Source organism: Devosia sp. Root413D1, assembly GCF_001425235.1.
Taxonomy (GTDB): Bacteria; Pseudomonadota; Alphaproteobacteria; order Rhizobiales; family Devosiaceae; genus Devosia_A.
Genome location: NZ_LMEA01000007.1, coordinates 572414 through 586358, shown reverse-complemented (window position 1 = coordinate 586358; position 13945 = coordinate 572414). Strand labels below are relative to the sequence as shown.

13 protein-coding genes are annotated in these 13945 nt (G+C 65.4%); 3 read left to right on the top strand and 10 right to left on the bottom strand.

What is annotated here, in order from left to right; translation table 11 throughout:
• Nucleotides 1–13: 13 nt before the first annotated feature.
• On the top strand, nucleotides 14–841 hold the full coding sequence (locus ASC89_RS07765) for a hypothetical protein (protein WP_055996417.1): 828 nt from the start codon (nucleotides 14–16) through the stop codon (nucleotides 839–841).
• Here the strand turns inward: ASC89_RS07765 and hflX are convergent.
• From hflX to dusB, 7 genes are all read right to left on the bottom strand, one after another.
• Nucleotides 827–2209: a GTPase HflX gene (gene hflX, locus ASC89_RS07760; RefSeq protein ID WP_055996415.1), complete on the bottom strand. Its 1383-nt coding sequence runs from the start codon at nucleotides 2207–2209 to the stop codon at nucleotides 827–829. The genes ASC89_RS07765 and hflX overlap by 15 nt on opposite strands.
• A gap of 8 nt (nucleotides 2210–2217) precedes the next feature.
• Nucleotides 2218–2466 (bottom strand): RNA chaperone Hfq, encoded by a 249-nt coding sequence (hfq, locus tag ASC89_RS07755; RefSeq protein WP_055881338.1) that lies wholly within the window; start codon nucleotides 2464–2466, stop codon nucleotides 2218–2220.
• Between the two features lie 183 nt (nucleotides 2467–2649).
• Nucleotides 2650–4029: a sigma-54 dependent transcriptional regulator gene (locus tag ASC89_RS07750; protein WP_055881337.1), complete on the bottom strand. Its 1380-nt coding sequence runs from the start codon at nucleotides 4027–4029 to the stop codon at nucleotides 2650–2652.
• On the bottom strand, nucleotides 4029–6422 hold the full coding sequence (locus ASC89_RS07745) for a PAS domain-containing sensor histidine kinase (protein WP_055881334.1): 2394 nt from the start codon (nucleotides 6420–6422) through the stop codon (nucleotides 4029–4031). Before ASC89_RS07745 ends, ASC89_RS07750 begins: the two co-directional genes overlap by 1 nt.
• Nucleotides 6423–6610: 188 nt before the next feature.
• Entirely contained in the window at nucleotides 6611–8059 is a 1449-nt protein-coding gene (gene ntrC, locus ASC89_RS07740) for a nitrogen regulation protein NR(I) (RefSeq protein ID WP_055996412.1), read from the bottom strand.
• Entirely contained in the window at nucleotides 8056–9192 is a 1137-nt protein-coding gene (locus ASC89_RS07735; protein ID WP_055881328.1) for a nitrogen regulation protein NR(II), read from the bottom strand. Before ASC89_RS07735 ends, ntrC begins: the two co-directional genes overlap by 4 nt.
• Complete coding sequence (gene dusB, locus ASC89_RS07730; RefSeq protein ID WP_156384540.1) at nucleotides 9189–10169, bottom strand: tRNA dihydrouridine synthase DusB; 981 nt, start codon at nucleotides 10167–10169, stop codon at nucleotides 9189–9191. Before dusB ends, ASC89_RS07735 begins: the two co-directional genes overlap by 4 nt.
• 193 nt (nucleotides 10170–10362) lie before the next feature.
• Between dusB and ASC89_RS07725 the strand changes: the two genes are divergently transcribed.
• Nucleotides 10363–11556, top strand: coding sequence for a bifunctional 2-C-methyl-D-erythritol 4-phosphate cytidylyltransferase/2-C-methyl-D-erythritol 2,4-cyclodiphosphate synthase (locus ASC89_RS07725; RefSeq protein WP_055996406.1), 1194 nt, complete (start codon nucleotides 10363–10365; stop codon nucleotides 11554–11556).
• Nucleotide 11557: 1 nt separating this feature from the next.
• Nucleotides 11558–12049 (top strand): CinA family protein, encoded by a 492-nt coding sequence (locus ASC89_RS07720; RefSeq protein ID WP_055996403.1) that lies wholly within the window; start codon nucleotides 11558–11560, stop codon nucleotides 12047–12049.
• Between the two features lie 182 nt (nucleotides 12050–12231).
• On the opposite strand, the gene ASC89_RS07715 is transcribed toward ASC89_RS07720, so the two are convergent.
• The 3 genes from ASC89_RS07715 to ASC89_RS07705 are packed head-to-tail and all read right to left on the bottom strand — an operon-like array spanning nucleotide 12232 to nucleotide 13876.
• Nucleotides 12232–12666, bottom strand: a complete 435-nt coding sequence (locus tag ASC89_RS07715; RefSeq protein WP_055877795.1) for a type II toxin-antitoxin system RatA family toxin — start codon at nucleotides 12664–12666, stop codon at nucleotides 12232–12234.
• Nucleotides 12659–13615 (bottom strand): lipoyl synthase, encoded by a 957-nt coding sequence (lipA, locus tag ASC89_RS07710; protein ID WP_055996399.1) that lies wholly within the window; start codon nucleotides 13613–13615, stop codon nucleotides 12659–12661. Before lipA ends, ASC89_RS07715 begins: the two co-directional genes overlap by 8 nt.
• Nucleotides 13616–13624: 9 nt before the next feature.
• Complete coding sequence (locus ASC89_RS07705) at nucleotides 13625–13876, bottom strand: GlsB/YeaQ/YmgE family stress response membrane protein (protein WP_055877802.1); 252 nt, start codon at nucleotides 13874–13876, stop codon at nucleotides 13625–13627.
• Nucleotides 13877–13945 lie beyond the last annotated feature (69 nt).

Genomic DNA, 13945 nt, shown 5'->3' with positions numbered 1-13945 from the left:
GGGGCCGCGAGCGATGCTCCGGCTTGTCGCTCGCCTGCTGATCTTCGCCCTGCTGACGCTGGTCACGCAGATCGGCGGCCTGGCCTATCTCGCGACGCTGGGCCTGGCGCGGCTGCTGCGAGTGCGCCACGAGGCGCTGCGGCTCGGCCTGTTCCTGTTGTGCTATGGCGCTGCGTCGATCATCGCGATGCTCGTCGCGCCAAGCTTTGGTCGTGTTCCCCTGCCGTGCCTTGCCGGCAATGGAGAAACGCTCGCCGCCCAGTCTCCGCTCTATTGCGTGCTGAACCGCAACTACGTCGCCCCGGAGTTGCGCGAGGTCGCTCTTGCACTTGCCGAGCATGTCGATGCGGAGTTTCCGGGGACAACCACCCTCGTCCTCGATGGCAGCTTTCCATTCCTCGACGGCTTTCCGCTGCTGCCGCACCTCTCGCACGGGAACGGCCGGGCCCTCGATGTCGCCTACTATTATGAGGATTCCGAGGGTAGGTTTCGCAATGGCGTGACCCGGTCACCAATCGGCTACTTCGCCTTCGAGCAGCCAGCAGCCGGTGATGTGCTGCCCTGCCCGGCGCCGCAAGACGGTATCACCCTGCGCTGGGACCTTGACGCTTTGCAGCCACTATTTCCGAACTACCGCCTCGAACCACAACGCACCCGCGCGGCCCTGCGCTGGCTGGCGACAGCGGGCGTGACGCGTTTCGGTGTCCGATCAGTGTTCATCGAGCCGCATCTGAAGCAGACGCTGGGCGTCAACTCGAGCCACATCCGCTTTCAGGGGTGTCGCGCGGCGCGCCATGACGACCACCTGCACATCCAGCTTGGCCGCTCAGGCGGCGTCTGAGCCTTCGATGCGGCCGGCGAAGCGTTCGGTGAAGGCGTTCTTGTGCCGGGCCTCGACCCGGACCTCGTAAACCTGCCCGTTCTCGTCCGGCTCGTCCTTGCCGATGATCTCGGCGTGGCCGTAGAGCCAGCCGACATCGGCGCCGGCGGTATGCGGCACCAGCACGCGGTAGGTCCGCCCCTGCCCGGCCAGCACCTTCTCGATGGTGTCGAGCAGTCTATCCAGCCCCTCGCCGGTCTGCGCCGAGACCGGCACGGATGCGGCGACCTTGCCGAGCGGCGACAGCGTCGCCAGCGCCGGATAAGAGCCGTCGGCGTCGCGCCCGAGGAGATCCACCTTGTTCCACACCTCGATGATCGGGGTGGTCTCGGCCGACATGCCGAGTTCCTCCAGCACCTTCAGCACGTCCTGCGCCTGCGCCGCATGGTCGGGGTTGGCGACATCGCGGACATGCAGGATGACATGGGCTTCCAGCACCTCTTCGAGCGTGGCGCGGAAGGCGGCGATCAGGTCGGTCGGCAGGTCGGAGACAAAGCCAACCGTATCCGACAGCATCACCTCGCGGCCATGCGGCAAGCCGATCTTGCGGACGGTGGTATCGAGGGTGGCGAACAGCAGGTCCTTGGCGAACACCCCTGCCCCGGTCAGCGCATTGAATATGCTGGATTTACCGGCATTGGTGTAACCGACCAGCGCTACCACCTGGAACGGCACGGCGTCGCGCCGGCCCTTCTGCTGGCCGCGGGTCTGGCGTACCTTCTCGATGCGCTCTTCCAGCATCTTGATGCGGTCCTGCAGCTGCCGGCGATCGCTTTCCAGCTGAGTTTCGCCCGGGCCGCCCATGAAGCCGAAACCTCCCGAGCCACGCTGGCGCTCAAGGTGGGTCCAGCTGCGGACCAGCCGGCTCTTCTGATAGTTGAGATGGGCCAGCTCGACCTGCAGCACACCCTCGCGGGTGGCGGCGCGCTCGCCGAAAATCTCGAGGATCAGCCCGGTGCGGTCCAGCACCTTGGCGCCAGTTTCCTTCTCGAGGTTGCGCTGCTGAATCGGATGCAAGGCGGTATCGACGAGCAGGAGCTCGATCTCCTCCTCCTTCACCCGCTTGGCGATCTCCTCGACATGGCCGCCGCCGATGAAGGTCGCGGGCTTGATCTCGCGCACCTTGGCGATCTCGGAGAACACGATCTCCACGCGGATGGCGCTGGCCAAGCCCTCGAACTCGGCCTTGCGGGCCTCGATACTGTGGGTGGTGGCGCGGCCGCGGACATCGGGAATGACGAGGCCCACGCGGGTCGGCGCGGAACGCTGGTCTATGAATGCCTGTGGGCCGCCCTTGCGGGCGGCCTCGTCGTCGAAGTCATCGCTCAAGTTTTGTCTCAGTCCTCGGCGGTGTGCTCGGGATCGAACAGCTGGATCGGAGCGCCCGGCATGATGGTCGAGATGGCGTGCTTATAGACGAGCTGCGATTGCGCATCGCGTCTCAAGAGCAGGCAGAAATTGTCGAACCAGGTGATCACGCCCTGCAGCTTGACGCCGTTCACGAGGAAGATCGTGACCGGCACCTTCTGCTTGCGGACATGGTTGAGGAACGCGTCCTGGAGGTTCTGGGTCTTTTCGCTGGGCATTCGTTGGCCTCTTCTCGCGGGATGTTACGCGGGCCGCAAGCCAACGGCCACGCCCTGTTGATGGGAACAACGGCCGCCACCGCCCCTGCCCCCTTTTATGGTCACTCTCCCATCGCCTTTGAAGTATGGCACAGAAGAATCTTAGTGCCTACCCGTACACGCGCATGGCACCTGAGCGCGTGGTTAGAGTCCTAGCGACTTGATTTTGCGATGCAAAGCGCTGCGCTCCATGCCGACGAACTCGGCGGTCTTGGAGATGTTGCCACCGAACCGCTCGATCTGCGCCATCAGGTATTGCCGCTCGAACACTTCGCGGGCGTCGCGCAGCGGCAGGCTCATCAGGTGGGCCGACGAGTCGCTGTCGCCGACGGTCGGCAGCACTTCGCCGATATCGGGCGGCAGCATCGCTGCGGTGATCATACCGTCGGCGGGGGTCTGGTCCTTGACGAGGATCAGCAGCCGCTCGATCGAGTTGCGCAACTGGCGGGCATTGCCCGGCCAATCCTGGCCCTGCAGCACTGCCACGGCATCGTCGCCGATCGACAGGCTCTTGAGGTTGTGCAGCCGGCAGACCTGTTCGATGAACACCTCGACCAGCGGCGGAATGTCCTCACGGCGCTCCTTCAGCGGCGTCAGGTGCAACGGCACGATCGACAAGCGGTGGAACAGGTCGGAGCGGAACTGCCCGTCCTCGATCAGGCCGGCGACGTTCTGCGAGCTCGACGAGATGATGCGCACGTCGATCGGCACGGCTACGGCGCCGCCGACACGGTTGAACTTGCTCTCGACCAGCGTCCGCAGCAGCGCCTGCTGGGCTGCCTGCGGCAGGGCCGCCACCTCGGAGAGGTAGAGCGTGCCGCCATGCGCCTTCTCCAGCGCCCCCACCTCGGTGCGCAGCGTGCCGGTCTTCTCGCGGGTTTCGCGGCCGAACAGCACGACCGCCACTTCCTCGGGCGAGTAGAGCGAGCAGTTGATCTCGACGAACGGCGCTTCGGCCCGGGCGCTGCGCTGATGGATCAGCCGCGCCGAGAGGCCCTTGCCGGTGCCGGACGAGCCCGAAATGAAGATGCGCGAGTTGGTCGGCGCCGATTTTTCGATGACCCCCTTTACCGCCTGCATGGCCTGCGAGTTGCCGACCAGCTCGACGGTCTTGTTCGAGCGCTCGCGGAGATCGGCCACCTCGTTCTTGAGGCGTGCCGCCTCCATGGCGCGCTGGGTGATCAGCAGCAGCCGATCCACCTTGAACGGCTTCTCGATATAGTCGTAGGCGCCGCGCCGGATGGCGCTCACCGCCGTTTCGACATTGCCGTGGCCCGAGATCATCACCACCGGCATATCCGGGTGCTGGCTCTGGAACTCATCCAGCAGTTGCAGGCCGTCGAGACGGCTGCCCTGCATCCAGATATCCAGGAACACCAGGCTCGGCCGGCGCCGGGCGATCTCGTTCAGCCCGGAATCGGCGTCATGCGCCTGCCGGGTCTGGTAGCCCTCGTCCTCGAGGATACCCGCGATCAGGTCGCGGATGTCGTCCTCGTCATCGATAATGAGAATGTCGAGGGCCATCAGGTATTATCAACCGCTTGCAATTGCGGCTCCTCTTGCTGTCCGCTGTCAGGGTCTGCCCCACCCGCTGCGTCATTCGTGGTCTCGGTAGCGGTCTGCTGCCCCGCCACCGTCTGAGGAGCTGCTGGCTCCCCGTCGTCCGTTTCGCCCGGCCGCTTGAGCGGCAAGGTGAAGGTAAAGCAGGCGCCGATGCGCCCGTTCTCGTCCGGCTCGGCGTCGATCAGATCGACCTTGCCGCCGTGCTGTTCAATGATCTTGGCGACAATCGCGAGGCCGAGCCCCGTGCCCTTCTCGCGCGTCGTAACATAAGGCTCGAGCAGCCGGTGCCGGTTTTCCTTCGGCCAGCCCTTGCCGTTATCGGAGATGGACAGCCGAACCATGTCCCCTTCAGGGCCGGCCTCGACGGTGATCACCGGATTCTTGATGCCTTCGAGCCCGGCGCCTTCGATCGCCTCGACGGCGTTCTTGATCAGGTTGGTCAGCACCTGGCTGATCAGCCGATTGTCGAACCACGCAGTGATCGGCTGCTCGGGCAGCTCCATATTGATGGTCACTTCCGGCAGGCGGACGCTCTCGAGGAACACTGCCTGGCGGATCGACTCGGTCAGGTTACCCTTTTCCAGCTTGGCTTCCGGCATGCGCGCGAACGAGGAGAACTCGTCGACCATGCGGCCGATATCGCCCACCTGCCGGATGATGGTGTTGATGCACTTGTCAAAGACTTCGAAGTCGTCGGCGAGCTTACTGGCATAGCGGCGGCGCAGGCGTTCGGCGCTGAGCTGGATCGGGGTCAGCGGGTTCTTGATCTCGTGCGCGATGCGCCGCGCCACGTCGGCCCAGGCGCCGGTGCGCTGGGCCGAGAGCAGGTCGGTGATGTCGTCGAGCGTCACGACGAACCCCTTGGACTCGGTCATCGTGCCCTCGCGGGTCAGCTGCACCTGGTAGGTGCGGTAGTCCGGGCCCGAGCCGATCTCGATCTGGTCGCGGATGGTGCCGCGACGCGCCGACTTGGCGCGCTCGATCACCGGCGCGAGCCCCGGGATCACCTCGTCGATGCGCTTGCCGACCAGCGAGATTTCGTCGGAGCCGACCATCTCGGCGGCGCGCAGGTTCACCAGCGTGATGGCGCCGAACGGATCGAGCCCGACGATGCCGGCCGACACGCCCTCCACCACAGCCTCGGTAAACTGGCGGCGTTTCTCGTTGGTCTCGTTGGCCTCGACCAGGGCGACGCGCTGCGTTTTCAGCTGCTGCGTCATGGTGTTGAAGCGGCTGGAGAGATCGCGCAGGTCGCCCCTGCCCTCCTGCACCGGCACCCGCACATCGAGGTCGCCCTCGGAGACGCGGCTCGAGGCGATCATCAGGTTACGGATCGGGTCGACGAAGCGGTTGGCGAGCGCGATGCCGATCCACACGGCGGCGAGCAGCAGCACCAGCGCCATGCCGATATACATGAGGGTGAAGGTGATCTGGAAGACCAGCCGGTTGCTCTCGTAATTGCGGTATTCGGTTATGTTGGCGTCGGTAAGCCGGGTGAACTCCAGCACCTCCGGGTCGACCGGGCGGGCCACGAACAGGTAGGTGTTGTCGTAGCCGCGCAGCTTCACCACCGAGCCGACGAGGTTGGTGCGGCCGGGGCCGATTTCGGTCGGCGTCCCCTCGACCACGCCCTGCGTCAGGCCGGCGGGCACCCGCGGCGCGGTGCCTGGCGCGTTGATCTGCGCCTTCATCAGGGTATCGCCATCGGCCGAGATCAGCGAGGTGAACGGCAGCGAGCGCGTTACCGCCAGGGCAGTCAGGATGCGCTGGAATTTGGTGCGGTCGGTCTCGAAAGTGCCGCGCGCCTGCTCCAGCTCGTTGGCGACCCAGATGATGTCATCGCGCAGCACCTGCGAATGCTCGAGCAGATACGAGCGGGCGACGAGGCGCGAGCTCTCCACCATGGTGCGCGTGCGTTCGGAGAACCACTGGTCGAGGCCCTGGTTCAGCGAAATCATGGCGACGACCGCCACCAGCAAGGCCGGAACGGCAGCCACGGTAGCGAACATCGCCACCATGCGGACCTGCAATCCGGCGCCGGCCTGCCCGCGCACCCGGGCCTGGACCAGCAGCGTCGCCTCGGTCAGCACCAGCGCCACCACCGAAACCACCAGCAGGCCGTTGATCACCCAGATGACCGTCCAGACCTCGGGGGTCGGCTCGATATCCGTCGCGCCGGTCATGATCAGGAACGAGCCCGACGACACGAAAACCGACAAGAGGACGATGATCAGGCCGATGGTGCGGATGGCCTTGCGGCCGGTGTCCCCGAACAACAGCGGACGGGACCGTGCCGAGGACGGCGCGGGAATCGACTCGGGTGGTGCGTCGCCGGTGAGCGTTGCGTCGTGCATCCAGAAGCCGGGTTGTGGACGGATCGCGGGCGGCCTCGCCCACCGATTCACCCTTCAAGACAATTGTTGCCAAAATGTGACACCAGGGAGTGGCGCCAGAGCAACTTACTGGCTTGAGTAGTCCCGTCGATGCATTTTCGCAACAGCCGACTGCGGCCGCCTCGGCAAAGTGATGTATCAGCGCGCTGTCAGCCTTGGCGGCGCGACTGCTTGACGATCTCGATCGAGTGCGCCCGGATTTTCTTGCGCAGCGTGTTGCGGTTGAGACCGAGCAGGTCGGCGGCCCGGATCTGGTTACCACCGCAGGCATTGAGCGCCATGGCAATCAGCGGCGCTTCGACCCGGTCGAGCACGCGCTGGTAGAGCCCCGCTGGAGGCAGGTTCGGCTCATACTCGCGCAGCACCTGGGCGACGTGGGTTTCGACCGCGGTCGAAACGTCCACCGGCCCATTGCTGCTCTGCACCGGCTGGCGGTCGGCGAGGTTGAGCTCGCTCTGCACGATCTCGAGCGAGATGTTCTCGTCAGCGTAGAGCGCCGACAGGCGACGCACCAGGTTCTCCAGCTCGCGGATGTTTCCCGGCCAGGAGTAGTTGTGCATCAGCCGGATGGCGTCGGCGGAGATGGTCTTGACCGGTTCGCCCTCGCGCTGCGCGGCGCGCAGGAAGTGCTGCACCAGGTCGTTGATGTCGTCGACGCGCTCGCGCAGTGGCGGCAGGCGGATCGGCACGACGTTGAGCCGGTAGTAGAGATCCTCGCGGAACAGGCCCTGGCGGATCATCTGGCTCAAATCGCGGTGCGTCGCGGCGACGATCCGGACGTTGGATTTGATCGGCGTGCGCCCGCCGACCATGGTGTACTCGCCCTCCTGCAGCACGCGCAGCAGTCGGGTCTGGGCATCCATCGGCATGTCGCCGATCTCGTCGAGGAACAGCGTGCCGCCTTCGGCCTGTTCGAAGCGGCCCGAAGAACGGGCGGTGGCGCCCGTAAAGGCGCCCTTCTCGTGCCCGAACAGCTCGGCTTCAATCAGGTCGCGTGGGATGGCCGCCATGTTGATGGCAACGAAGGGGCCATTACGGCGCTTGCCGAAATTGTGCAGCGCCCGCGCCACCAGCTCCTTGCCGGTGCCGCTCTCGCCGGTGATCATCACCGTCAGATCGGTCTGCATCAGCCGCGCCAGGGCGCGGTAGATGTCCTGCATGGCCGGCGAGCGGCCGACCAGCGGCATGGTCTCACCCGGCTCGTCCGCCTTCTTTTCGGCAGGAGAGGCCTTCTTGGCGTCGGCCAGCGCCCGCCCGACCACCGAGAGCACCTCGGTGATGTCGAATGGCTTCGGCAGGTACTCGTAGGCGCCGACTTCGTTGGCCCGGATCGCCGTCATGAAGGTGTTTTGCGCGCTCATCACCACCATCGGCAGATCAGGACGCAGCTTCTTGATCTTGGGCATGATGTCGAAGGCATTGCCGTCGGGCATCGCGACATCGGTGATCAGCAGGTCCCCTTCCCCGCGGCTCACCCAGTTCCACATGGTCGAGAGGTTGCCGGTCGGGCGCACCTCGTAACCGGCCCGGGTCAGCGCCTGGTTCAGCACCATGCGGATCGCGGCATCGTCGTCTGCGAGCAGGATAGTATGGCTCATTCGGCCGGAACCTCTTGGGAGACAGTCTCAGTCATGGTGCTCTTGGCGGCGACCGGCAGTAGGATGCGGAAGCGGGTGCGGCCGGGCCGGCTGTCCATGTCGACGACGCCGCCATGGTCGCCGATGATCTTGGCGACCAGCGCGAGGCCAAGTCCCGAGCCGTTGGCCTTGGTGGTAACGAACGGATCGAACAGGATCGGCACCAGGTCGGGCGGCACGCCGGGACCGTTATCCTCGATGACGATCTCGAGCGGCAGCGAGATTCGCTCCGACACACCCTGCACTGAAATGCGAATGCCCGGGCGGAACGCCGTCGAGAATCGAATTTCAGGTTTCGGTGTCCGCTCAAGGGCTTCCGCGGCGTTCTTCACCAGATTGAGGAACACCTGGATGAGCTGATCGCGGTTGCCGCCGAGCGGCGGCAGCGACGGATCATACTCCTCATGGAAGGAAATGCCCCTCGCGACGCCGTTCTTGGCGAGGAGCTTCACCCGGTCGAGGATGACGTGGATATTGATCGGCTCGCGTTCGATCGGCCGATCGTCGCCGAACACCTCGACGCGGTCGATCAGGTCGACGATGCGGTCGACCTCGTCGCGCACTAGGCGCGCCAGCGGCAGCTCGTCGGCCGTGACGCTCTGCTCGAGCAACTGCGCCGCGCCACGGATGCCGGAGAGCGGGTTCTTGATCTCGTGCGCCAGCATTGAGGCGAGGCCGGTGACCGAGCGCGCCGCGCCGCGGCTCACCAGCTGGCGATCGATCTTGTCAGCCATGGTGCGCTCCTGGAACAGGAGCGCGATACGGCCATCGGCATCGGAGAGCGGCGAGGCGAAGACATCGACCACCCGGTCGTCGCCAACATCGGAGAAGCGCGACGAGCCGACGCGGACGCGGTACTCGGTCATCGGGCCGCGGCGATCGGCGACGGCCTGCATCAGGCCGATGATGGGCGAGCCGAAGGCGATGAGGTCGTCGAGCCGCTGGCGCGACAAGACGCTTTGCGAGGCTCCGAAGAACGCCTCGGCAGCATAATTGACGAAGACGATGGTGCGGTCTTCGCTGCAGACGATGACGGGCTGTGGCAACGCCTGCAGCACAGCAGTGCTGAGGGCCGGCGGCGGAACCTTGCTCATGCCGCGAGCCTCCAGTCGCCGGAGTAGATATCGCCGATCATCTTGCTGACCTCGGCCGGCTCCAGCGCATTGAGCAGCTGGCTGCGGACCGGCTTGTCCAGCACGATGTTGGCCGCCTCGAGATACCAGTCGAGATGCTTGCGCGCGACGCGCACCCCGAGCTGGGTGCCGTAATCGGTCAGCATGGCGTCGTAATGCTCCGCGACCAGTTCGGCCAGCTCTGCGCCGGTCGGTGCGGCCTCGGGCTGCCGGCCGGCCAGCTGTGAGCCAATCTGTCCGACGGCCCAGGGCTGCCCCTGTGCCCCGCGGCCGATCATCACGGCGGCAGCGCCGGATTGCTCCAACGCCTCGCGCGCTGCGTCAATACTGGTGATATCGCCGTTGACGACCACCGGAACACTCACCGCCTCGACCACCGGGCGCACCAGGTTCCAGCGCGCCTCGCCCTTGTAGAACTGCTGCCGGGTGCGGCCGTGGACGGTGATCATCTGCGCTCCGGCATCGACGGCGCGCCGCGCCAGGTCGGCGGCGTTGAGGCTGTCCTCGTCCCAGCCGAGCCGCATCTTCACGGTCACCGGCAACGGTGTCGCGGCAACCACGGCGTCGATCAGCTTCAGGGCTTCATCGGGCACCCGCATCAGCGCCGAGCCGGCATAGCCGTTGGTGACACGTTTGGAGGGGCAGCCCATGTTGATGTCGATGATATCGGCGCCGGCCGCATAGGCGATCTCGGCGCCCTTCCGCATCCACTCCGCCTCGCAGCCGGCGAGCTGCACGACATGCGGCAGCGAGCCGGATTTGTTGAGGCGGCGCACCATGTCGTCGTTGTTGGTGGCCAGCGCGTTGCTGGCGATCATCTCCGAGACGACAAGGCCGGCGCCAAAGCGCTCGGCGAGTTTCCGCATCGGCGCGTCGGTGATCCCGGCCATCGGCGCCAGAAAGGCGCGGTTCGGCAACTCATGACCAGCAATGCTCAATGTGCAGGCAATATCAGACACACCCTGCCCCAGATTTGCTCATTTCCACGAAATGCCCGCAGAATAGTCAAAAGCGGGCGGCGCGCAACCACATATCTCGCCCTATTGCGCAATGTTCGGCGCCGGGCTTGCTGCGGGGAAAGGCCGCCGGTAGACCAAGCCCGCGCCACTAAGCGCGCGATATGAAAAGACAATGACAGGCACTAGAACCATCGCGGTGATCGTGGTCGCTGCCGGGCGCGGAGAGCGCGCCAGCAGCGCCGGCGACACCAGCCCGAAGCAATACCGCGATCTCGCCGGCACGCCGGTGCTAAGCCGCAGCATCGCGGCATTTCTGCGGCGCGACGACATTAGCTGGGTGGTGCCGGTCATCCACTCAGAACAAGTCGATCGCTATGCGGCGCTCGGCCTTGTCGACCCGCGCCTGCTGCCGCCCGTCACCGGGGGCGAGACTCGGCAGGCCTCGGTGCTGGCAGGGCTCACCGCGCTGAGCGCCAGGCGCCCCGACCTGGTGCTGATCCAGGATGCGGCGCGACCGCTGGTCTCATCGGAAGTGATCGGTGGGGTGATCGAAGCGCTGAGGGGGAGCGAGGCCGCCCTGCCCGTCGTGCCGGTGACCGATACGATCAAGCGTTCGGTCGACGGCCGGACGGTGACCGCGACCGAGGATCGCAAGACGCTGTTCGCGGCGCAGACCCCGCAGGGGTTTCGCTTCCCGCAGATACTCTCGGCCCACCTCCGCGCCGGCCGAATGCCGCGTGAGTTCACCGACGATGCAGCGATCGCCGAATGGGCCGGGCTCAGCGTCGCGCTGACGCCAGGCAGCACGCATAACCTCAAGATCACCCACCCCGAGGATTTCGCCCGCGCCGAGCGCCTGCTGGGCAAGGAGACGGCCATGGAAACCCGCATCGGCACCGGCTTCGATGTTCACCCGTTCGACACTGGCAGTTCGGTCTGGCTGGGCGGGGTCGAGATCCCGCACACCCATAAGCTCAAGGGCCACTCCGATGCCGACGTGGCGCTGCACGCGCTGACCGACGCCATCTATGGCGCGCTGGGTGAAGGCGATATCGGCAAGCACTTTCCGCCTTCCGACCCACAATGGAAGGGCGCGGCATCGTCGATCTTCCTGAAGCATGCCGCCGGCCTTGTCGCCGAGCGGCGCGGCCGGATCGTCAACCTCGACATCACCATCGTCTGCGAGGCGCCGCGGGTCGGACCGCATGTCGAGGCGATGAAGGCTGCCATCGGCGCGGTTTGCGGCATTTCCACCAGCCGGGTGGCGATCAAGGCCACCACCAGCGAACAGCTCGGTTTCACCGGCCGCGGCGAAGGCATTGTCGCCATGGCCAGTGCCAGCATCGAACTGCCCAGGGAAGATTGAGATGAAGCTGCCCGACGATATCGCCGCCCTCGCCGAGGAAACCGTCGCCGCCCTCAAGGCCGCCGGGATGACCGTGGCGACCGCCGAGAGCTGCACCGGCGGGCTGATTGCCGGGGCGCTGACCGCCATCTCCGGCTCGTCCGACGTGGTCTATGGCGGCTTCGTCAGCTACGCCAACGAGGCCAAGATCTCGATGATCGGCGTGCCGTTCGGCCTGCTGAAGCAGTTCGGCGCGGTGTCGAAGGAAGTTGCGATGGCGATGGCCGACGGCGCCATCGGCGCCGCCGGCACGCATGTGGCCATCGCGGTCACCGGCATCGCCGGGCCGACTGGCGGCAGCGCCGACAAGCCGGTCGGGCTGGTGCACTTCTCGGTCGCCACCGAGGCCGGTACCACCCACCTCAAGAAGGTGTTCCCCGGAAACCGCGACGACGTCCGCCACGCCACCGTGGTGCAGGCGCTGAAGCTGCTGCTGAAGGCGGCGAAGGCTTAGGTTGCGGCTGCAGGCTGGCTTGCCACCACGATTGTGCAACACCCACCGGTGTCATCCCAACGAAAGCTGGGACCCAACTCGCCACAGTGCAAGCGGTTAGATGGGTCTCAGCTTTCGCTGGGATGACATCGAGTATGTGGGTGAGCTAGCGGGGCAAGTCCGTAGCCGGAAGCTCCCAACCCCTACCCAAACCGCCTGTCGGCCTCATCCTCAAACGCGTCGATGATTTCGGTCTGCTTGGCGGCAAAGGCCGGCTCAGCCACCGCGGCGACCAGTGGATTGGCGATCTTGAAGTCGATGTCGAAGCGGATGCGGGTCCCCTCGCCTTCCGCTTCAAAACTCCACTTGCTGTCGAGATAGGCGAATGGCCCGTCGACCGCCTTGGCGGTGATGGTCAGCGCCTGCGGGTCGGCGACCACCCGGCTGGTATAGGCCTGGGTGATCGGGCCGAACTGGATGGTCATCCGCGCCAGGATGCCCTCGCCGGTGGCGTCGTCGCGCACCTCCATCGCCTTGCAGTTGGGGATGAAGCGCGGATAGGCCTCGAGGTCGGAGACCAGATCGAACATGCGCTGCGGCAAATGCGGCGAATGCCGCTCGAGGAAGAGATCAGCCATGGGCGAGTTTGGCCATCCGGTTGGCGCGAAGCTGTTCGAAATCTTCGCCGGCGTGATGCGACGAGCGGGTCAGCGGGCTCGACGAAACCAAGAGGAAACCCTTGGTCGTCGCCACCGTGGCGAACGACTTGAACTCTTCCGGGGAGACGAAGCGCTGTACCGGGTGGTGCTTCTTGGTCGGCGCCAGGTACTGGCCGATGGTCAGAAAATCGACATCGGCCGAGCGCAGGTCGTCCATCAGTTGCAGGACTTCGTTCCGCTCCTCGCCGAGCCCGACCATGATGCCCGACTTGGTGAACATGGTCGGATCGAGTTCCTTCACCCGCTGCAGCAGGCGGATCGAATGGAAGTAGCGGGCGCCGGGACGGACCTTGAGGTACTTTGACGGTACCGTCTCGAGGTTGTGGTTGAAGACGTCCGGCTTGGCGGCCACGACGATCTCGAGCGCGCCGTCCTTGCGGAGGAAATCCGGCGTCAGGATCTCGATGGTGGTCTTTGGCGTGCGGGCGCGGATGGCGCGGATCACCTGGGCGAAGTGTTCGGCGCCGCCATCCGGCAGGTCGTCGCGATCGACCGAGGTGATCACCACATGGGCGAGGCCGAGCTTTTCGACGGCGTTGGCGACCTTCTCGGGTTCCATCGGATCGAGGGCGGTCGGCAACCCGGTGCGCACATTGCAGAAGGCGCAGGCCCGGGTGCAGATCTCGCCCATGATCATCATGGTGGCGTGCTTCTTGCTCCAGCACTCGCCGATATTCGGGCAGCCGGCTTCCTCGCAGACGGTGACGAGACCGTTCTCGCGCACGATCTGCTGGGTCTCCTTGTAGATGGGAGAGCCCGGCGCCTTGACCCGGATCCAGTCCGGCTTTCGCAGCATCTCGTTTTCGGGCCGATTGGCCTTTTCCGGGTGCCGCGGGCGGGTGTCTAAGCTGTCGATCAGCGTAACCAAGAGGCGTTCCTAGCCGGCAATGAGCCTGGCAATGACGACAACGATAATAGCACCAACCGTCGAAGTGATGATCTGCGTGACGATCGGGCTCTTGATGCCGAGGTTGATATTGAGGGCAGTGAACAGATAACCGCCCACGAACGAACCGATGACGCCGCTCACCAGATAGGTGATCAACCCGCCGCCGCCGACCACGAGACTGGCAAGGAAGCCAGCGACGAGACCGATGACGAGAAAGATGACCAGCGAGCGCGTGTCCATACGACCCATTTGAGACTCTCCCCCAAACTGCTTTTCCGGCAGACCCATTGTCTTACCCCCATTTGACCC